Source organism: Epilithonimonas lactis, from assembly GCF_900110605.1.
Taxonomy (GTDB): domain Bacteria; phylum Bacteroidota; class Bacteroidia; order Flavobacteriales; family Weeksellaceae; genus Epilithonimonas; species Epilithonimonas lactis.
In genome coordinates, this window is sequence record NZ_FOFI01000005.1 from 111,754 (window position 1) to 131,820 (window position 20,067).

17 protein-coding genes are annotated in these 20,067 nt (G+C 38.1%); 8 read left to right on the forward strand and 9 right to left on the reverse strand.

Translation table 11 applies throughout. The features are described from left to right. Positions 1 to 767: 767 nt before the first annotated feature. The gene (locus BMW39_RS16360) at positions 768 to 1,316 is read right to left on the reverse strand and encodes a type 1 glutamine amidotransferase domain-containing protein (RefSeq protein WP_034978459.1); all 549 of its coding nucleotides are present in this window, start codon (positions 1,314 to 1,316) and stop codon (positions 768 to 770) included. A 348-nt stretch (positions 1,317 to 1,664) separates the two neighbouring features. On the opposite strand from BMW39_RS16360, the gene BMW39_RS16365 reads away from it, so the two are divergent. Beyond that, on the forward strand, positions 1,665 to 2,018 hold the full coding sequence (locus tag BMW39_RS16365; RefSeq protein ID WP_034978455.1) for a hypothetical protein: 354 nt from the start codon (positions 1,665 to 1,667) through the stop codon (positions 2,016 to 2,018). 331 nt (positions 2,019 to 2,349) lie between these two features. Here BMW39_RS16365 and BMW39_RS16370 read toward each other — a convergent pair whose 3' ends face one another. The 7 genes from BMW39_RS16370 to BMW39_RS16400 all read right to left on the reverse strand — a co-directional run bounded on the left by BMW39_RS16370 (position 2,350) and on the right by BMW39_RS16400 (position 12,438). Then, positions 2,350 to 3,297 carry a toll/interleukin-1 receptor domain-containing protein gene (locus BMW39_RS16370; RefSeq protein ID WP_034978451.1) on the reverse strand — a complete coding sequence of 316 codons (948 nt, stop codon included), beginning with the start codon at positions 3,295 to 3,297 and terminating at the stop codon, positions 2,350 to 2,352. A gap of 11 nt (positions 3,298 to 3,308) precedes the next feature. Continuing rightward, positions 3,309 to 4,838, reverse strand: a complete 1,530-nt coding sequence (locus BMW39_RS16375; RefSeq protein ID WP_034978449.1) for a class I SAM-dependent DNA methyltransferase — start codon at positions 4,836 to 4,838, stop codon at positions 3,309 to 3,311. Further along, positions 4,839 to 6,743, reverse strand: a complete 1,905-nt coding sequence (locus tag BMW39_RS16380; RefSeq protein ID WP_034978446.1) for a DUF262 domain-containing protein — start codon at positions 6,741 to 6,743, stop codon at positions 4,839 to 4,841. A 24-nt stretch (positions 6,744 to 6,767) separates the two neighbouring features. Then, entirely contained in the window at positions 6,768 to 8,702 is a 1,935-nt protein-coding gene (locus BMW39_RS16385; protein ID WP_074719366.1) for a restriction endonuclease subunit S, read from the reverse strand. Beyond that, positions 8,702 to 11,518, reverse strand: a complete 2,817-nt coding sequence (locus tag BMW39_RS16390; RefSeq protein ID WP_034978443.1) for a type I restriction endonuclease subunit R — start codon at positions 11,516 to 11,518, stop codon at positions 8,702 to 8,704. The genes BMW39_RS16385 and BMW39_RS16390 overlap by 1 nt, the downstream gene beginning before the upstream one ends. Positions 11,519 to 11,770: 252 nt before the next feature. Further along, on the reverse strand, positions 11,771 to 12,130 hold the full coding sequence (locus BMW39_RS16395; RefSeq protein ID WP_034978440.1) for a hypothetical protein: 360 nt from the start codon (positions 12,128 to 12,130) through the stop codon (positions 11,771 to 11,773). A gap of 50 nt (positions 12,131 to 12,180) precedes the next feature. Further along, positions 12,181 to 12,438 carry a hypothetical protein gene (locus BMW39_RS16400; RefSeq protein WP_034978437.1) on the reverse strand — a complete coding sequence of 86 codons (258 nt, stop codon included), beginning with the start codon at positions 12,436 to 12,438 and terminating at the stop codon, positions 12,181 to 12,183. A 390-nt stretch (positions 12,439 to 12,828) separates the two neighbouring features. On the opposite strand from BMW39_RS16400, the gene BMW39_RS16405 reads away from it, so the two are divergent. Then, positions 12,829 to 13,092: a MerR family transcriptional regulator gene (locus tag BMW39_RS16405; RefSeq protein WP_034978434.1), complete on the forward strand. Its 264-nt coding sequence runs from the start codon at positions 12,829 to 12,831 to the stop codon at positions 13,090 to 13,092. A gap of 723 nt (positions 13,093 to 13,815) precedes the next feature. Continuing rightward, a complete protein-coding gene (locus BMW39_RS16410; protein WP_034978429.1) occupies positions 13,816 to 14,451 on the forward strand; it encodes a DUF6266 family protein in 636 nt (211 codons plus the stop codon). An 88-nt stretch (positions 14,452 to 14,539) separates the two neighbouring features. On the opposite strand, the gene BMW39_RS16415 is transcribed toward BMW39_RS16410, so the two are convergent. Next, positions 14,540 to 16,282 (reverse strand): DKNYY domain-containing protein, encoded by a 1,743-nt coding sequence (locus BMW39_RS16415; RefSeq protein WP_083391949.1) that lies wholly within the window; start codon positions 16,280 to 16,282, stop codon positions 14,540 to 14,542. A 303-nt stretch (positions 16,283 to 16,585) separates the two neighbouring features. Between BMW39_RS16415 and BMW39_RS16420 the strand changes: the two genes are divergently transcribed. From BMW39_RS16420 to BMW39_RS16440, 5 genes are all read left to right on the forward strand, one after another. Further along, a complete protein-coding gene (locus BMW39_RS16420) occupies positions 16,586 to 16,957 on the forward strand; it encodes a phosphate ABC transporter permease (protein WP_245750497.1) in 372 nt (123 codons plus the stop codon). A 161-nt stretch (positions 16,958 to 17,118) separates the two neighbouring features. Further along, a complete protein-coding gene (locus BMW39_RS16425) occupies positions 17,119 to 17,985 on the forward strand; it encodes a hypothetical protein (protein WP_131474358.1) in 867 nt (288 codons plus the stop codon). 24 nt (positions 17,986 to 18,009) lie between these two features. Beyond that, positions 18,010 to 18,309: a hypothetical protein gene (locus tag BMW39_RS16430; RefSeq protein WP_051880039.1), complete on the forward strand. Its 300-nt coding sequence runs from the start codon at positions 18,010 to 18,012 to the stop codon at positions 18,307 to 18,309. 13 nt (positions 18,310 to 18,322) lie between these two features. Beyond that, positions 18,323 to 19,063 (forward strand): YARHG domain-containing protein, encoded by a 741-nt coding sequence (locus tag BMW39_RS16435; RefSeq protein WP_083391950.1) that lies wholly within the window; start codon positions 18,323 to 18,325, stop codon positions 19,061 to 19,063. Between the two features lie 19 nt (positions 19,064 to 19,082). Further along, on the forward strand, positions 19,083 to 20,057 hold the full coding sequence (locus tag BMW39_RS16440; RefSeq protein WP_034978417.1) for a hypothetical protein: 975 nt from the start codon (positions 19,083 to 19,085) through the stop codon (positions 20,055 to 20,057). The last annotated feature ends 10 nt before the right edge of the window (positions 20,058 to 20,067 follow it).

A 20,067-nucleotide genomic window follows, 5' to 3' on the forward strand; every position in this document is an offset into this window, starting at 1 on the left:
GTCGAATCACTCGAAGTGACGGGAGTCGACGCTCCTAGTTTTCGTATTCTAAATTTAAATAAAATTGCACCGTCAGTTCGAGTAGCGAAGCGTATCGAGAACTGGGTTACGTAGGAAAAACTTCTCGATACGATCCAACTGACGTCGAATCACTCGAAGTGACGGGAGTCGACGCTCCTAGTTTTCGTGTTCTAAATTTAAATAACATTGCACCGTCAGTTCGAGTAGCAAAGCGTATCGAGAACTGGGTTACGTAGGAAAAACTTCTCGATACGATCCGACTGAAGATGAATCACTCGATGTGACGGGAGTCGACGCTCCTAGTTTTCGTGTTCTAAATTTATATAAAATTGCACCGTCAGTTCGAGTAGCGATAGCGTATCGAGAACCGTGGTTGCGTAGGAAAAACTTCTCGATACGATTCGACTGAAGTCGAATCACTCGAAGTGACGGTGTTGGCTTCGGCTACGCTCAGACACCAACCATTATTACTCGTCAGTTCGAGTAGCGAAGCGTATCGAGAACCGGGTTATGTAGGTAAAACTTCTCGATACGATCCGACTGACGTCGAATCACTCGAAGTGACGGACAACCATAAAAATAATCTAAAAACAAAACACCCTATTTATGCAACTCATAAATACTTTCACACTCTCTCACTCCAACTCTCTAACTCTCTAACTCTCCAACTCTCCCACTCCCAAACCCTCCAACAAAAAAAAGACCCAGGCAAACCCAGGTCTTAATATGATGTAATAGAAAAACGCTTAAAGATTCTGATCTTCGTGTTTTCCCTCATTGATCTCCTCTACCATTTTGGCGTTGAAGGCGGGTAAATCTTCCGGCGTACGGCTTGTCACCAAACCATTATCTACCACCACCTCACTGTCTTCCCAGATTGCGCCAGCGTTTTTAAGGTCAATACTGATCGATTCTACCGAGGTCATTTTTCGGCCTTCTGTAGCGCCTGCACTGATGAGGATCTGAGGACCGTGACAAATGGCGGCGACAGGTTTATGTTGTTTGAAGAACTCCTGTACGAAAGAGATAGCGGCTTGATTGGTTCTCAGTTTATCTGGATTGATCACACCACCGGGAAGCACCAGCGCATCATAGTCGGAAGCCGAAGCTTCATCCAGCGTCACATCCACCTTATATTCCTTTCCCCAATTTTTTTCAGCCCAGGCTTTGATGCTGCCATCTTGTGGACTTACGATGTGGGCGGTCCAGCCTTGTTGTTCCAAATATTCTTTTGGAGAGCTCAATTCACTTTCTTCGAATCCGTGGGTTGCAAGTATTGCAATTTTCTTTGACATAATATAATATTTTTTGGTTGTATGTCATCAACCAAGAAAATATGATGCCGAGTAGGGTTTGGGAAATTATAAAAGTTTGTTAAAGGCGGAAGTTTAGAGTTCATGGGTTGTGGGTTGCAAGTTTGTATGACAATAGGTGAAATTTTCTTGCACCGACCCTAAAGGGAGGAAATTATGATTGCTAAGTTGCGAAATTTTCTTGTCTGCACATTCTTAAAGGGAAGAAAATTAAAAGTGTATGTGGCAAAATTTTCTTGCCCCAACCCTAAAGGGAGGAAAATTTCTGCTTGAAGAGATCTTTTAAAATTAAAATGAGATTGTTTAATTTTGCTGAAATGAAAGAAGACAATGACAGTACAGGAGCTGGTGGGTAGCTATGCAGTTGAAGGCAGTAATCAGGAGGAACGTGGACATTCTTATCACGGGATATTGCAATTGAATCTTGACGAGAACCTGCGTATCATCGCCCATTGGACCATTGGCGACCATATCCAGAATGGAACCGGATTTTTCAAAGATGATATTCTGGTCATCAATTTCAGTTATGATGGCGATGATATGCAAACCTACAAAGGTGTGGCGGTCTACCGTTGTATCAACAGCGATACTTTGGATGGCTTCTGGTCCGAGAAACATGGGAATCCGCTTTATTTGGGGAGTGAGTCTTGTGTGCGGATTGCTGCTGGTGGGATGTTGAATTGATGAATCTCTAAATTAGATTCGTTATTTTAGTTTAACATATTGATTTCCATAATTTTTACATTCAAATTATGGACAGATTTCATTTAGAATAAACCCTTCCAAAACCAATTTCCCAAGTTGTGCTAATTCCCAAGATTCCTCTGTGGGCTCAACGTAGAGGATTTTAACCATGGAGGATGGCTGCAATGCAGATATTTCAGTGGCTTAGTAGACATCTTAATTGATTTCACTAACTTCAAGTAATTTTAAAATTTGATTACCGATTGCAAAATCCAATTTTTGTTATACGTCAAATATCAAAATCTTCATAAGAGAGTAAAAAATTTTAAAATCAATCGACAGAAACTCCCACTTCAGATATAAACTCATTCCAAATTTCTTCTGCAACTTGATGAGCTGTTAATCGAATATTGGATTGACTTGAAAAATTAAAACCTTGTGAATTCTTACTCCAGAATTGATCATAATCATCATTATCAATTCGAAAAACTTTACCCATTTGAATAGAGTTTGTAGTAACCTGATCAGAAAACGAATAGCTTAAATCACCAAAATGCCTTTGTCCATCACCTCCAACTTGTACTGTCAAAAAGCTACTTTGATTGTTGGCCCTATTTGAAATTAAACAAGTGAAAAATCCTTTGCCTTCATTGGTAAAACGAGATTGTAGATTTTCCACAGAATTTAATTCTGAAATGGAAGAATGAAAATATGTTTTAATTGCTTCATAACTTTCTTCCTTAAAATTAAAACTATCTACCTCACTAAAGTATCTTTTCACTTTATAGTTTCTTCTTAAGTTCTCCTTTGTCTGAGGCTGTTCTGCTATTACAGAAGATGGCGGAGAGATTTTCTGAGTTAAACGTCTAAGTTCATCAACAACATTTAAAAATGCAACGTTCTGATTAGTATATTCACTAATTGGCTTTCCATCTTTAGGAATAGCTTTTAAATTACCAAATGGCGTTCGTTGCCAATCACATGGTTCGACAATTATAGGAACTATAATAATCTTGCCGTCTTCCTGCATTCTCTGAGCCGTTTCAAACTCTTTGTTATAACAGTAGTTTGAAGCTATATAGTCTGGACTCAATAATGCCAAAAATAGTTCTGAAGAATTTAGCGCATCACTTATTATATTACTAAGACTTCCTCCTGCATGTATTTCTTCATCTGTCCACTCAGTGATCACCTCATCTCGCTTCATCTGAGCTAAATGGACTTTTAATCGCTCTAAATAATTTGAGTCTTTATGACTGTAAGATATAAATGCTTTCATATTTGTTTATTTTAATTTATCTCTTCACTCTTCTCCAGCTCACTCACAATCTCTCTGAAACTTGCCAATCCTGCTTCGATATTATCAATAATCTCCAATGCCAAAACATCAGGATCCGGCAGGTTATCCAAATCAGTCAAGCTTTGGTCTTTTACCCAAAAGATATCCAGACTGGTTTTATCTCTTGCAATAATTTCGTCATAACTATATTTTCTCCAGCGACCGTCTGGGTTTTCTTCGCTCCAGGTTTCTTTTCTTTTGTTAATGTTGGAAGAATTGTAGCATGCTACAAAATCTGATAAGTCAGATTCTGCCAACGGCTTTTTCTTTAGGGTGTGATGAATGTTGGTTCTGTAATCATAAAACCAAACTTCTTTGGTCCACGCCTCTTTATTGGCAGGTTTATTATTAAAGAATAAAACATTTGCCTTTACACCATTGGCATAGAAAATACCTGTAGGCAAGCGTAGAATCGTATGCAGTTCTGTTGTTTTTAAAAGTTGCTTTCTGATTTCCTCTCCGGCTCCGCCTTCAAACAAAACATTGTCAGGTAACACCACTGCCGCTTGTCCATCAATCTTCATTAAGGATTTAATGTGCTGTAAAAAGTTCAGCTGTTTATTGCTCGTTGTTTCCCAGAAATCCTGACGGTTGTAGCTGATATCTTCTTTCTCAATATCTCCATCTTCATTGGTAACCGTCATTCCGCTTTTTTTACCGAATGGTGGATTGGCTAAAATATAATCGTAAGTTTGACTTTCTGCTGCAATCAGTGCATCGTTTGATTTTACCAAAGGCTCTGCATCTATTTCTCCGATACCGTGAAGATACAAATTCATCAGACACATTCTACGAGTGCTGGCTACAATTTCATTGCCGTGAAAAGTACTGTTCTTTAAGAACATCTTTTCGTCTTTATCCAGTTTATTGTTTTCGGTAAGCCAGTCGTAAGCTGCCAAAAAGAAACCGCCAGAACCGCACGCCGGATCTATTACCGTTTTCATAGGTTTTGGCTGTACACAGGCTACCATTGTTCTGATTAATGCTCTTGGTGTAAAGTATTGCCCTGCACCTGATTTGGTATCTTCGGCATTCTTTTCCAGTAAACCTTCGTAGATGGTTCCTTTCACATCAGCACCCATTAAGCTCCAGTCTTCTTTGCCTATCATCGTGATGATGCGCTGCAGATTAGACGGGTCCTGTATTTTGTTTTGGCTCTTCACATAGATTTGCCCCAACATCCCTTTTTCTGTCCCTAACGAACGCAGTGCCTGAATGTAAAAAGATTCAAGTTCTGCACCGTTTTTTGAAGTCAAATTCTCCCACGAACAAACTTCTGCACCTTCCACTTCTTTTCCTTCTACATCTTTAAGTCTTGGTAGTTTCAGGTTTCTGTTGTAAGGTGGCTTATTTAATTCATCCACCATTTTAAGAAATAGCAGATAGGTGATTTGTTCAAGATAATCTCCATAACCAACTCCATCGTGGCGCATTACATTTGCCAGATTCCATATTTTTGATACGATTGTTGCTTCTGTCATTTATAATTCAATTATTTCTTCTGTAAAGTCTTCTGTAAAGTCTTCTGATAGTTCATCTGTTATCTCTCCTTCCACAGCGTCTGGATGTGGATAAGTACTACAAAAATCTTTATCTAATTGCCATCGTTTATCTAGAAATTTTAATAATTCTTTTTCTCTTGTTTTAATTTTTTCACAAGTCCAAGTTTTATTATTAGCAGTGATATCTATTTCTGAGTAGGTTCCGTTTGCGTATTTAGAACTTTTAATATTATATGCAGAATCTCTTAAACTTGAATTTTTATCTGCTGAAATCAAGACCAAATTACCAAGTGAGTGTAAATGTTTTTTTAGCTCATCTTTTTTTAAACCTTTAACTTCTTCTTTCCAATGTGCTTTATAATTTTGAGGAAGAATATGTTCGATGCTTTTATTTTTTTTGCTTGCAAATTCATAATCAACCTTTACGTCTTCATTATTTCTTAAACTTTCCTCGTATTCATAAAGAAAATATACTAATCCAGACCATGTATAATAGCCTTCTTTTTTAGATGATGTAAATAATTCTTCAATTTCTAACTCAAATCGGTCAGTGTCTCCATGGTTATCAATGTACCATGCTAAATACCACTTTGCCAATTTAATTGTATTTTCGGAATCGTATGTAGTGTAGAAGAAGTTACATTTCCTAAATAAATCATTCTTCCCTGTATCAGAACGTTTTTTATTCATTGAAAATAATCTAAATGAAAATATCTCAGCTAGTTGAGCTAATTCCAATAAGTCGGTAGGCTTTGTTTTCATTAAGCCAAAAAAACTTAATAATACGGGTCTTACAGTACTATTGCTTAACCTATTTAATTTATCAAAAACACGTTGGATTTTTTTTCTAGTATTTATATCTTCTACTTCTACAAATGCGTTTTGCTCTCTTGGAAAATTGATAAATCGCCAGTGTAAGGATGTAACAGCTAAAGAATTTACATAATTATTAATGTTAGAAATCATTTCAGATGGGTTATCAACCATCTTTTCAATGGTAAATTCCTTATCAAGAATTTCTGTTTTAGTTTGGTTGTCTTTTGACCAACCATTATATATAGTCCAATGATTACTTAAAAAAGTATTTTCATTTAAAACTCTATTTGGTAATGTGAGATTACGTAATATTTGAGCCCACTTAGTATTAATATTATCGATTGTTTGTAAGGAAATATGCTCCTCATCCTTTATGTTAATTTTTGATGTAAGGTAAAGCAATCGATTTTTTACAATTTCCAAATCAGAAAGACCAACACCCCGATTATTCATGGTTTCAAAAACAACTCCAATATCCGAAGTCGATTCTACAATGTACTCATTGAACTTAAGTTTGTCTTCAATTGCAACTAAATATTCTAATTCTTTGCCTTCGTTTTGTGGCTCTTTAAAATAATCTTTGATTGCCTTTTTTCCATTCTTTAAGTTTCTTGTATATAAATTTTCATCTAAAGTGGATAAATCTTCTTTTTCGAGAATAATTGACCTAAAGAACATTTCGCTGACTTTGTCAATTTGATACCTAAATAAATAACTACCTTTATTGATGATGTAGTTTGCTTCCTTTTCCGTAGCATCTTCCTCTAATTCTTTAACATCTTTTAATTTTTTAATCAAATATGAGAGAATTAGAGTAATTGTCGTAAAACGCTGTTGACCATCTACGATATGAAACAATTCATATTGCGACAAACCGATGCGCTCTGTTTCCTCTTGTTTATGTATTGTAATAGTACCAGTATAATGATTTGCATCTAATTTGATTGCGTGTTTTAAATCATTTAATAAATCGTAAATATGCTTTTGTTCCCAACTGTATCCTCTTTGATACGGTGGAACAATGTAAATTCTCTTGTTATAAAAATGACTAATTGGTTTTAACTCCATTGCTATTTGTTTTTTTAGTTTTTCTTACTTCTGCTTTTTCGGGAAAGGAACTACCGTTCCATAACCTGTTGGTACTATTTCATTTTTATGCATCCATTCAATCGCTTTGAAAAAACGTTCTCTTTCAATCTTTAACTTTCGCTCAGACCAGTTTTCTCTTGATTCATAAACGATTTCTTCATCTGATGGATTTGCATTTCCATTAAGAATTAAATTGTTCCATCCTGCGTAAGTGGTGGCGATAATTTCTGAAACCTCTAAATCAAACTTTATAAACAAAGCAATTAAATTATTCAACTGCCTGTTCTTTTCATCTGAAAGTGCAGACTGAAATTTCTCGATTGCCTTATCTGAATTTTTTGCCGAAGAATAGGAATAGCCAATCTCCTTCTTTTGTATGGCAAAATAGTTAGCCATTTTTGCACGGTGTTCTATTTTCTTTAAATGTGGATAATCATCCGGACCTGCAGCGTCTTTTACAGGCTGTCTGCCTAATGGAATCTGCAAATGGTACTCAACCAAATGGGCAATCTTTTCACATTTAATGTGACTTAATTTATCTATTGATGCGGCATTTTCTTCGTGAATTTTAATCACTTTGGCTATTAAACCTGCGTGAATGTCTGCTGATATTTTTGCAACCGAAGTTTCTGTTTTAGCCACAACTAAAGGTTGAGCCACTTTCTTTTTGCTTTGTTTAGCCGTTGCTTTGTTCTGCTCTGCTTTTATCCGCTCCAGCAATACACTTGCAGGTTCATAATCTGCAGCTTGTTTACATTCTGCCAATTCCTTTGCGGTTAACAAATTACCTTCAAATGCTTTTTTAAGAATGCTTTGGCGCAAGCCTTCCGCTTTTACTAAACTTTCTTTAATGTTTTGTTCTATGGAATCACAAACGGATAAACGGGATTCGATTTCTTTTACGATGAGCAGTTGGTCAGAAATTTCTAAAGGTAATTTTACTGGTATCTTACAAAGATTAAATTTTGTCAATTTTGGCTGAGCAGTCCCTGTGACATATTCATTTAAACTTAGTGAATTAAAATATGCATTTAAATATCTAATTGAAATATTATCATTTGGTTTAAAAATATGAGCGTGGTTATTAACCCAAAATTTCCCATCAACAATAAATGAAAGCGGTTTTGACTTTGATAATAGATTTGCACCATCTTCACCAATTAGCAAAAATTCTCCATCGAAAATGTAATCATCAATATAATCTACAATTTCAGTTGCTCCATAATAACGAAATTCTCCTTGTCTTTTCTCTCTTGTCGCCCTATTTAATGGAACTCTTTTCCCATTAAAACTTACAGTACATTCTTCAAATCTTTTAGTTATCCAATCACTATTTGTTTTCGTCAACTCCCCCTCAAAAGCCTTTTTCAAAACCGCTTGCCTGTAAATTTTTAATTGCTGTTGTGCTTTTTTTAAATCGGCAACACCGGCATCTAAACTGCTAAATAAAGTTTCTAATTTTTTAACAATGGCTCGTTGTTCGGGAAGAGGTGGTAATAAAATCTTATATGCCCGTACTGTAGCTAATCCAACATTTTTTATAGTACTTCCAGTTGCATTCTTTAAAGCATATTGAACAAAACCATTTGTTGTTAAATTTAATCTGATAAATTTTTTATCAATTTGTGAACTTAAGTTTATGTAGCAGGCACTTTTTCCTAAAACAACATTCTCGTTATCATAAAAAGCTGTATTACCAATTGTTCCATTAATTGATAATAATATTGTTTGTTCGTTTAGCTTTTTTTGATATTTCAAAAATTCACTAACATCAACACGTTTAGTTTCTGGCTTAATATTTATTCTACCATCATTAAGATTGTTACCGTTTATAAAATAGTAATCACCATCTTCGTTATAAATCGGTGTTCCGTGTAATCCGTCTCCTATTATATCTGTAATTTCATTAAAAGTACATCCTATCCAATCTTCTCTCATTATGCAGCTAACGCTTCATTTAATTCATTAATAATACTATCCATTTCGTTACCAAACAATTGGTACATCTTTCCTCTTCCGCCTTTGCTGTCAAACGGGTTGTAATCTAAATCGTCCAGCTCAATATGGTACGAACTTACAATGTGGTCTTTTATCATTCGCAGCCATTCCATTTGTTCGGTGCTAAAGCGGTTGTGCTGTCCGGCATTTTGTGCAAAAATCCAACGCTTAAAATTCTCGTCAATGGTCTTATCAAAAGGTTTCAGTTCTTCATCTATGCCACACACTTTTCTAATCAAAGATACTAATGCCGTCAGTTCATCTTTCGGGCAATCGCTTTTCACTTCTTCTATACCCGCATAAGCACTCCAAACGTGAGCAGGAGCCAACAGCGGTTTTTCCAGTTTCAGTTTATCCATTACTTCTTTTATCATTTTAAAAGTAATGTTGCGGCGGTTGTAAGGCTGGTCGTAGAAAATACTCAGCGCCTGTATCTCGTCTTTATTGGCTTTCAGGTATTCGCTGAAATCGTTAATCAAGGCTTTGGCTTTGTCCACAGATTCGGTATCCCATTCTGCTTTAGTCACCTCATCCAAATTGATGTGGTCAATAATCTGGTCGTGCTGTTTGCGCACATTATCAATATGGTCGTTCAGTTTACCGTTAAAGGTGAGTGATGCCGTTTTCAGCAAAGCTTCCTGCGCTTCTGCTCTGGCTTCTGCTTCTTTGGCAGGCGTACGTTCATCAACCGGGATTTGTGCAATAATGGCATTCGCTTTATCGGCAATGACATCGGCATCAAAAGCCTCAATTAATTCACGGGTCATCTGCTTTAGACTTTTCCCTTTTGCCAGTTCCTGTATCCTCTCTTTTTCGGCATCGGTCAATTGTTTTTCCAGACGGATAAGACGGTTTGCCAATGAAAGATACACATCTTCTTCCTGCACACCCATTGTCACGGCCTGCAACAAATCTTTCAAGGGAATAGTTGGCTGTCGCTCCAGCGGACGGCTGTCGGTCTTTTTAGATTTTGTGGCACCCACTGCATCTACAATCACGAAGTGTGTTTTTGCATCGGCAGTTTTGGTGACCAGTTTTAATTTATCGGCAGAAATGGTACGGGTACCTCGTCCTTTCATCTGTTCAAAATAATTGATACTTCTTACATCCCGCATAAACAGCAAAACTTCCAGAGGTTTCACATCGGTTCCGGTTGCAATCATATCAACCGTTACAGCAATACGCGGATAATAGTCGTTCCTAAAACGGTTAAGCACCGATTTCGGGTCTTCTTCTATTTTATAGGTTACCTTTTTACAGAAATCATTGCCTTCTTCAAATACTTCTCTGATGATGTTGATGATGTCATCAGCGTGGCTGTCGGTTTTGGCAAAGACCAAAGTTTTCGGCACTTCATATTCACCATTTTCATCAAAACGATTCGGGAAAATATCCTTTCTCAACGCATCTCTATAAGCCGTAATAATCGTTCTGATTTGGCTGATGTTGACTACCTTTTTATCTAAATCATTTCGCAGATAAGCGGTGTCTTCATCTTCCTGTTGCCAACGTTTGGCTCTTGATAATTTATCTCTTCTGTCCACAAACCAACCTTTCTCTATCAAAGCTCCTTTATTGGAAATATCGGTTTCTATTAAATAAACATCGTAAGGAACGTTCACTCCGTCAATCACCGATTCTTCGTATGTATATTGGCTGACAACATTTTCATTAAAGAAACCAAAGGTTCTTTTATCGGGCGTTGCAGTTAAGCCCACCAAAAAAGCATCGTAATAATCTAATACCTGTTTCCAAAGATTGTAGATAGAACGGTGACATTCATCAATAATAATAAAATCAAACTGCTCAATGGGAACTTTTGGATTGTAGGCAACCGGAATGGCATCTTTTTTTGCCAACTGTTTTTCTATCCACGATGAATTTTCATTGGGATTGATTACATCTTCATCCTCCTCCATTTCTTCACCCTGCAAAATAGAATACATCCGCTGTATAGTAGAAATACAAACCTGACTTTCATCGGCGATATAGCTCGACGTCAATCTTTGTACGTTATACAACTCTGTAAACTTGCGGTTATCATCCTGTGGCTGAAAAGCTCTGAACTCCTGCTCGGCTTGCTCTCCTAAGTTTTTGGTATCGACTAAAAACAGAATGCGTTTAGCCTTTGCAAATTTCAGTAAGCGGTAAATAAAAGTGGCGGCAGTAAAGGTTTTTCCGGCACCCGTCGCCATTTGAATTAATGCTTTTGGTCGGTTGCCTTTAAACGATTTCTCCAAATTATTAATGGCAATAATCTGCGCCGGACGCAAATTTGTTTCATCCAATACGGGATAATCAGCAAATCTTCCTCTCAAACTTTTTTCTCTCTTCGACCATTCCAATAAAGTCTCCGGCTTATGAAAACTGAAAACATTTCTGCCCCGAGGCTTTGGGTCGGTATAATCGGTAAAACGGGTAACAACACCCGTGCTTTCGTAAATGTATTTTAATCCTTCTGTATTCTTGAAAAACTTCAGGTCAGCCGTTGCATATTCTTTTGACTGCTCTTCAACAACGGTAAGCCGATGTCCTTCATCTTCCTTTTTGGCTTCTATCAATCCCAAAGGTTTTTGATTGACAAACAGCACATAATCTGCAGGACCGACACTGGTTTGGTATTCACGAATAGCCACACCCACTCCAACACTGAAATCAATATTATTCTTTGATTGTACGTGCCAGCCAGCCTGTTGCAGCATTGCATCAATCTGGTCGCGGGCTTTTTGCTCTGGGTTTTGATTAGGTTGGGTCAAAGTTTTTTTTAGTTTTTTTCAAATATAAACAAAAAACAAAAAGATCACCGTACGGTTTTCCTTATTCCAAGAAAAAAACTTAAATTTAAATAATAGAAAGGTGTGTAATAATGTACCAATAAACAAATCACTATGTAAGGCAAACATTGCACCTTTAGTTGAGTAGCACCGTAATCATAAATCACTATACCGCATTCCAGATGACTGAGCGGAGCCGAAATAACATTTTAAATCAAAAAGTATTTGATTCTTTCACTCTTCTTTTTCACTCTTTTTCTCCTCCTGCGCAGCATCCCAAAAAGCATCCACAAATCCATTTTGTTGACGCCACAAGGCTTCGTCACCTCGTTTGACGTAACCCGTCCACTGGTACCAAAGATTAGTCCATTCTTCATAGTGCAGCACAAGATCTGCATGGTCATCAAAATATTGACTCACAGGCGAATCCTCATAAGAGCGGGTCTCCCAAAGGTCTTGATCTTTATCGACCTGCACTTCACGGAAAAGATTATGAAATTCAAAGATCAGGTTACCACCACGGTCATCCTTTTCCATTTTGATGGCTTTAAGTTTAAAAAGATTGAGTGCCAGACCACCATGTTCATAGACCATAATATCAGGTTTTTAAAAGTTTAGAAATAAATTAAAATAATAGGAAGCTACTAGTTGACTACAAAGTCATTCCAGACCTCTACCCAGGTCTTAAAGTTCGCATCCAAATCCACCATATCTTCATAGTATTGCAAGACAGGTTCATTCCGATAGGACCGCTCTACCCATCGGCCACTTTCGAGCTCCTCCATGAGAATGATGGCGTTATTGAATTCGAATATCAGGTGACCGCCATCTTCTTGCGGCTCCATCCTGATGCCTTTCAGATCATAAAGATGAATGGCAATACCATTGTGTTGATGTATCATAAGTGTTGATTGTTAAATTGGATGACAAAAAAAATCAAAGGTTTATTGAAAGACCAAAACGGTTGTAATCATTTGTTTTTAAAAAACTTATAAGGAGGCTAAAGCTGAACCAAGCTTTCTAAAAATTGACCTTTAGGTGCAAAATTGAATTTCATAATAGTTGATGTTTATTCTCTAAAAATAAAAAAAATAATCAATTGATATCCGTTCAGTAAAATAATTAAAGAAATACAACCACAATTTTAATTAAAATAAAATCCACAAATACCACAAATCCCCCTACCAAAAAAGATTTTAAAAACTTTAACCTTAAAAAAATAAAAAAATACGTCCAAAATATTTGCTATGTAAAAATTTTTATTAATTTTATTTCAACAAAATACAAATAAGATGAAAAAAAGATTACAATCGGAAGAGGCTAAGAAAATAGCAATTTCCAGCTTAGGCTATGACCATGGGATCAATCTAGATGATATCGATCTGACAAGAGATTTGATGACCGACAAAGAGGTAGAGAAGATTTTCGGTATTTCTTACAGGACCCTTTGCAACCACAGAAAGAAGGGCTTGATCAAATACTTCAAAATGGGAAGCAAGACCATGTACATCAAACAAATATTGACGATGGACATTCTCAAGATCTATAATGATTAAAAACAGATGTCATTAAAAAAAAACCAAAGCAGGCCCCCACGCCTGCTTTTTTTTATCAAGATCATCAAATTTCAAATTAACCCAACCAATCATCTACACCCACACCTCTCTAAATCAATCTTCCACCCTTTAGGGTTGGGGTAAAGAAAATTAATGAAACAATTACCTAAACGCGCATTTCCTTAATCAATTTTCCACCCTTAGGGTTGGGGTAAAGAAAATTGACGAAACAATCACCTACACCACATTTCCTTAATCAATTTTCCACCCTTTAGGGTCGGGGAAAAGAAAATTGATGAAATCTTTACACTACCCATTCCAGAATAATCCAAAACCAATCCACGACACAAAATTCCCCTCCTCTGGAGGGGTGCCCGCTCGCGGGCGGGGTGGTTCATACGAATCCCCATTTAAAATCTACAACTCTCTCTCACTTCTAACCTACATCCTCTCCCTATCGAACACTCATCGAACAGTCAATACCCACCACATATACAATCTACCTGCAAAGAACGACAAGAGGATAAATAACTGTCAAAAAAAACCCTTCTAAAAGACATCCAGCATCGAAGAATGGATGCATTGGTCTGCAATTAATGTCACTTTATTGCACATCACGAATAGAGAAAAGAAATGTTTTGCAAAGTTTAGCAAAGTCGGTCACATAAGTCTGGTCATTCAGATTTTTCTTCAACTTTACATCACTAAAAAAAAAGTATCATTATGGGCAAACTTTATGATTCACTACTTTCAGGCACCTCAGGACGCACAGGTCGTATAGTGGTAGCCAATGTCTTTGGCCACGAGTTCACTAAGATCCGGCCAAGGAAAAGAACTTCCCCACCCACCATCAAACAAAAGCTGATCCAGGACAGGATGAAGGATTGCGCTACATTTATGCAGTCTTACAGGGGTTATGCGTGTAACTATTTTGGAAACCGCATTGGGATGAAATCCAGTTACAATCTGGCCATGACCAATCTGATGAACAATTTCAACATCGATTTCGTTGCATCTACGGTCACGGTCAATTATCCTGGGATTTTATTCTCAAAGGGAAGTCTTTTGTCTCCTGTCTCCAATCCTTTAGCACTGCCAACCGCTACGACATTGGAGGTCTCTTGGCAAGACAATTCTGGAACAAATGTAGAGCGACAGCAGGATCAGGCACAAATCCTGATAGCGGCGGAAGATGACATCAACACCACCTTTATCGAGAATGCAGCGGTCAGGATGGATGCGAGCTACACGGTCAATCTTCCAGTTCATCTGCAAGGCAAGACACTCCATGTCTGGATGGCCTTTAAGAATCAGGACGAGACCAACGCCTCAAACTCCCTCTACCTCGGAAGTATCTAACCAAAGAAAAGCACAGAGTATTCTGTGCTTTTCTTTTTTATAAAACTTTCATTTCTTAATGGATTCTGATCATCTATTTAGAGGAATATCAAGAAAACTTACTCTCAATCCCCGCCGCTTTCAAAATCTTTTGCAATTCCCGGATATAAGTGATGACTTGCGTCTCGGTCTCAGAAACGAAGGTCATTCGGGTCGTAAAAAGGGTAGTTCGGCTGGATTTTCCATTTTTCAGGTCAATGCGCATGGTGCCACTGTAACCACCCATTTTGGGATTGGATTTCACCGCACGAAACACCACTTTTTCAATGTCTTCTATTTTATATTTTTTGAAAAGCAGGTTGTTTAAGATCAGATAATCATCTTTGAGAAGGAATGGATGCACCTTCACATTGCGGAACAGAAAAGAGATGACGTACACCAACACCACTGCACCGAAGATCAGCCAATACGACCTGTACCATTCATTGTTCTTATCGGTCTTGGCTTTCAGGATGGTTTCGCTCTCTGCCTCGGTGATCTTGTTGGTTCTGCTTAGATTCCTGATAGCATCTGGACCTACTCTGCCAGCACTCGCCAAAGATTTGAGGGCATTGATATCCTTGATCTCATAAATCGAAGAAACCATCAACTGCGAACTGCCGAGGTCATCAAAGTAAAAATAACGGTTGCCTGCCTGCCACACACTTCCTTGTTGGGAATCTGGATGGCTGATCTTTTTGAGACTGGCAGCCTGTACGCCTTTGAGTTCCAACAGATGTGTCGTTCTGCTCTGCAAGCCTCTATTTCTTGCCCATGATTCGGTAGCCTTCAAAAAGTAAATTTTGTTGCCACTGGTAAATACATCCGGTGCAATCTCCCGAAACTGGTTGTCTTGAAAAGGATTGTCACCTGCGCGCTCCACTTCTTCAGTTTCGGTGTTATAGAAATACAGAGCGTCTTTGGAAACAAACAAAGCCTGGTAAGCGTGTTCCAGACTCATTCCCAGGAGTCGGTATGGGGCTTTCGATTCATCAAACGGTTTTCCATCGACATAGACCATTCCATTTTGGGGATTGATGAGATAATTACTTCTGGAAGGCATATCGCCTTCGATTCCTATCTGACAGATTTTGTCGTTGTAGGCTAATGGCAGCAGGTCATTTTGGTAATAGACCTTTTTGCCGTCTGTGAAATAGTCATTACTGTTCCTAACATCGCGGTCCCAATAATGGATCTTAATTGGCCGAATGGTCTTGGGATTGGACTCCTTCATTTCCTGCCCTTTGAAAAAAGCCACCTCATCATTGACCGCTATGGCAAAGCCTGGTTTGGGCTGGTAAGTTTTACCTCCCGCAAGTTTTTGGAAGGGATACCAATAGCTCTGCGGTTTATCTCCCAGTCCAAGACCTTCCCCAGCCAAACCGATGATAAAACCTACGCCACTTAACGCTTCGTTATTTTCAGAATTGCGGGCACAGTAATAGGTCGTCGTCCCATCGGTGTAGTAGTTGTTTCCAAGAACTTTCAGACCTTCTGGTCTCAGGCCTTTCAAAATGATGTTCCCGGCATAGACGTGCTGGTTATCGTAGCCGATCTGGTTGTCGGCATAATTGCCACGTATCACCTTAAAGCTTGCTGGATCAGCGCCTTTTACCTCATAATGGCCGTTGCTGGGAACCAGCGCATAGACCTTCCCGTCATACACTGAGAAAACTCCATTGAGGTCCTTGGTCTTTGTATTGTAATTGATGGGATCATCTTTTGAAAATAACGAGATCGACATCAGCCCAAACATCAGCATAAAGAGCAGAATGAAAAAGCCATAGATCAAGAACCGGTATTTGTACATCATAGTTTATGTTTTTAAACAATAGTATTTCGACAGCTAAAAGCTTACCATTTGTGAATGTGGTTTCTAAGATAGGGATTCTTACGAAAACTTCGTCAGTTCGAGTAGCGAAGCGTATCGAGAACCGGGTTGCGTAGGAAAAACTTCTCGATACGATCCGACTTAAGTCGAATCACTCGAAGTGACGGGAGCCGGGGTTTCGGAAATGCCTTTTCACATTTTGTAAATCCATCAGTAGCAAAAACTGTGGTCAAGTCAATTAAAAAAAACATTTGCTATCTTTAGGGAAACTAAAATGCACAGTCCATGAAAACCATATTCTTTATTGTCCTGATGTTGTTCTGCACTTCCCTAAGTGCGCAAAACAAATCAGAGATCGACCTTTGGTCTGGCAGTTATGCCATCTACCCTAAAAACGATGAGGTTGCAGCTGACACTTTGGTGATTAAAAAAGTCAAAAACCTCACCGCCGATCAGGTCCCTTCCAAACTTGAAGCCGACCTTGCCCGCTGGGAAGTTGCCTCGACACGGGATTCCAAAAAAGAAGCAATCACCATAAGACGTTTCCTATCCAATGACGAGGATGATGAATACAAAGAATTTGGATGGACAGCCCTGCACAAGTCTGGAAAGATGAATTGCATTGATGGCGGCCACTTTTTCATCTGCCAGACCTAAGCGAAAACATCGGTAGAACTAAAACGCGATAAGCCCTTCTATACCGAGTCTGGTATCTTCGGGGTTTGGCTGCATTACGGTCTGGTGACCATCAAGAAAATCAAATAAGGGCTGATCAGCATCATTCTTGCTGTAAAAATCTCAAACTATAACCACGACCTATGAGAGGCCACTCATCTCTTTTCGTAGTATCGATACTCTTGTTGACCAACTGCGATTACATTCCGAAGGATGACAAACATCCAGAGGTGCCTTTTTTTGAAGACATCATTCAAGATAAAAGCATCTTCCAACCTGTGGTAACAAGAGATCCCGCAGTGCACGATTCGCACCAACTTTTTTTTCTGAACAATGGTAAATATATATCTGTAAAGGAGACTCTGGAAGAAGTGCCTGGCAATGATGAAGACGGCGTCAAAAAGACCACAAAACACCTTAACGTCTACAACGTACTGATCGAAGATCTAAACAACAGACCCTTTTTAACCAGAATAGTAAAGACTGATAAGTACAGTCCTATCATTGTGGATAAAGATGCGAATCTCTATCTGGATGGTAACTTTTACGGATCACCAGATTACAAGCTGTTAAAGAAGCTCAAGCTCATCAATATCACAGATAGTCTAGCGGCACGAACTCAAAAAGAAACTTCCACCAACATAGACTCTTTGAATCAAGTTCAGCTATCCATCCTCGAACGAAAATATCACTTCAAGCAAAAAAATGATGAGGATTACATCATTCAGAATGACCAACTTATCCTGTTCAGAAATACAGATATCATTGTGGATGCCTTACATCAGCAGAAGGTTTTTGATGAATTCGATGACAGCATTCTGATAGAATATCGCAATGATAATCGGGCTTTCCCAAATTCGTACTATTATTACTACTACAACATTGGAAAAATCAAATTCAAATATTTTGATGGAAAGTCGGGAACCACCAATCCGACCAAAATTGAATTTGGCGGACAGACCTATATGTACCATCCAAAATTCGGGATCTACAGGATCATTAAAAAGTGACATTAAAACCAAATGTATTAGAAGATGACCATAAAAGATAAGCTCAATTTGCTCAAATTTTTCAGTACCCTGTTGATCGTGATCCTGGTACCGATAGCGCTGTTCTATATTTTCCTGATCATTCCAGAATATTGCGCTTGCAGTCAAGTGCAGTACGAAGGTGAAAAAGGCATTGACATCTATGGCAGCGAAATCGACTGTGGCGGTGAAAACCAGGCTTTTTCAGAAGCTTTTTTCCAGATGTTCTCCATGATCACTGGCGGGATCTCGTTAGTTATCATTATAACTAATATCTTCTACTACCGCTTGAAAAGACAACTTTAACCAAAATAAACCAATGATGAAACATAAAATATTGGCTTTCTTGATATTCATTTTATTCGTTCAATTTTTCAGTGCTCAAGCCTTGAAGGACTGTTCTAATTGCGCGACAAAAATCATTAAGCAAGAACAAATTAAAGATCTAAGTCTCGATGAAATAAGATCACTTACCAATGAGATATATGCCAGAAACGGCTATGAATTTGATAACCCGAGATTCCAGCAACACTTCGAATCCAAACCTTGGTACAGCTCCAAAAAAGACAATAAAAAAGTAAACCTCAATGATGTTGAGAAGAAAAACACCACCCTTTTCCAGAATCAGAGTAAACAGTTAAAAGCGGAACGAGAACTCATCATCAGTCAACTGAAGTCTTTAAAAAATCTGGTGCTTGAAAATAAGATCAATGAATTGAGATCCAAATTCAGCTTTACCTATGATGCGCAATATGGAGAAGAAAACCAGAAGTTGCTAAAGGAAGTTTTGAGTAAAATCGATTTGGATGACATCAATAATTATAAAAAGCAAGGTTTATATTCCGTCACGGTGGATAATGGTTTCATGAAGATTCTCTACGAAGTTTCTTTGGATGGTAAAAATATCAATCTGTTTTACAACCGTATGGCTCATTCCAACATCATCGAAGACTTTGATGAATTTACGGATTACCATTCTGAGAACGAGTTCATGTACAACTGGCAGTTTGAACTGAAAGGTAACCAATTAGAATTTATCCGATTGGCCATTGCAGGTTAAAACTTTAAATAAAACTACTATGAGAATCTTGATTTTATTAATGATCATTCTGACCGTCATTTTCGGTTGCAAAGACAAAACGGAAACAGTTTCGCCTGCAAAAACTGAAATAAAGGACACCGTCAAAACAGAAGTTAAAGATGACCCTGCAATCATCCAGAAAAGCGGCATCTCGTTTTATGATTGGTACTTTAGCAATGGTCTTACTGATTATAACATCATTAAGAATAAAAACTACAAAGCCCTTCTCGACACGGCCACTTATTTCAAGAAATTAAGAGCTTTGGGAACAATCTCCGAGAAATTCATTAACAAAGAAAAAGAAAGAACATCGACCTGCGGGAAGTATCTTGCTACCAAATATTACGATGACTACGAAGCAGCAGATGCCTACACGTTTGATGATTACTGCCCGGACATGTACTATATGTATTGGATCAAAAGTCAGGAAGTTCCAGATAAATACATGGCAAAGAATGTGAAACAAATCGACGGCAAAAATGCAACGGTAGATATTTACACTAATTATGGCGGACAGGACGAGCCACTTTCCAAAATCATCCTGGAGAAAGAGCATAACATTTGGAAGATCACCGATATCCAATTCATCAACCGAGAAGAAGCGAAAATATTAGAAAAAACACTTCCTGGGAATTGGCGCAATGCCATGGTCACACTCCATATTGGAGACGACGGTCTCGCCTTCGAGTATCACGGCCAATGCATGTACTTCTATCCTATCAAAAAGATCAGTGCCACGGAATTTGAGATGATCTGGTCACGGGATATGGATTGCAAGTTTGACAATGGTACAGCGAAAACCTTTGGACTGAAAAAGGTGCCTGTGATCGGCAAAGCTTTTGCAAAATTCACTTTGACCAAAAATGTCCTGAAAGCTGACTACTACTATCCTGAATGGGTGAAGCGCTATACGGAAAAAGTTCAGGACAATGTCTTCACTGAGGATTATTTCAAAGATAAGGAGGCACCATAAAAACTAAAAC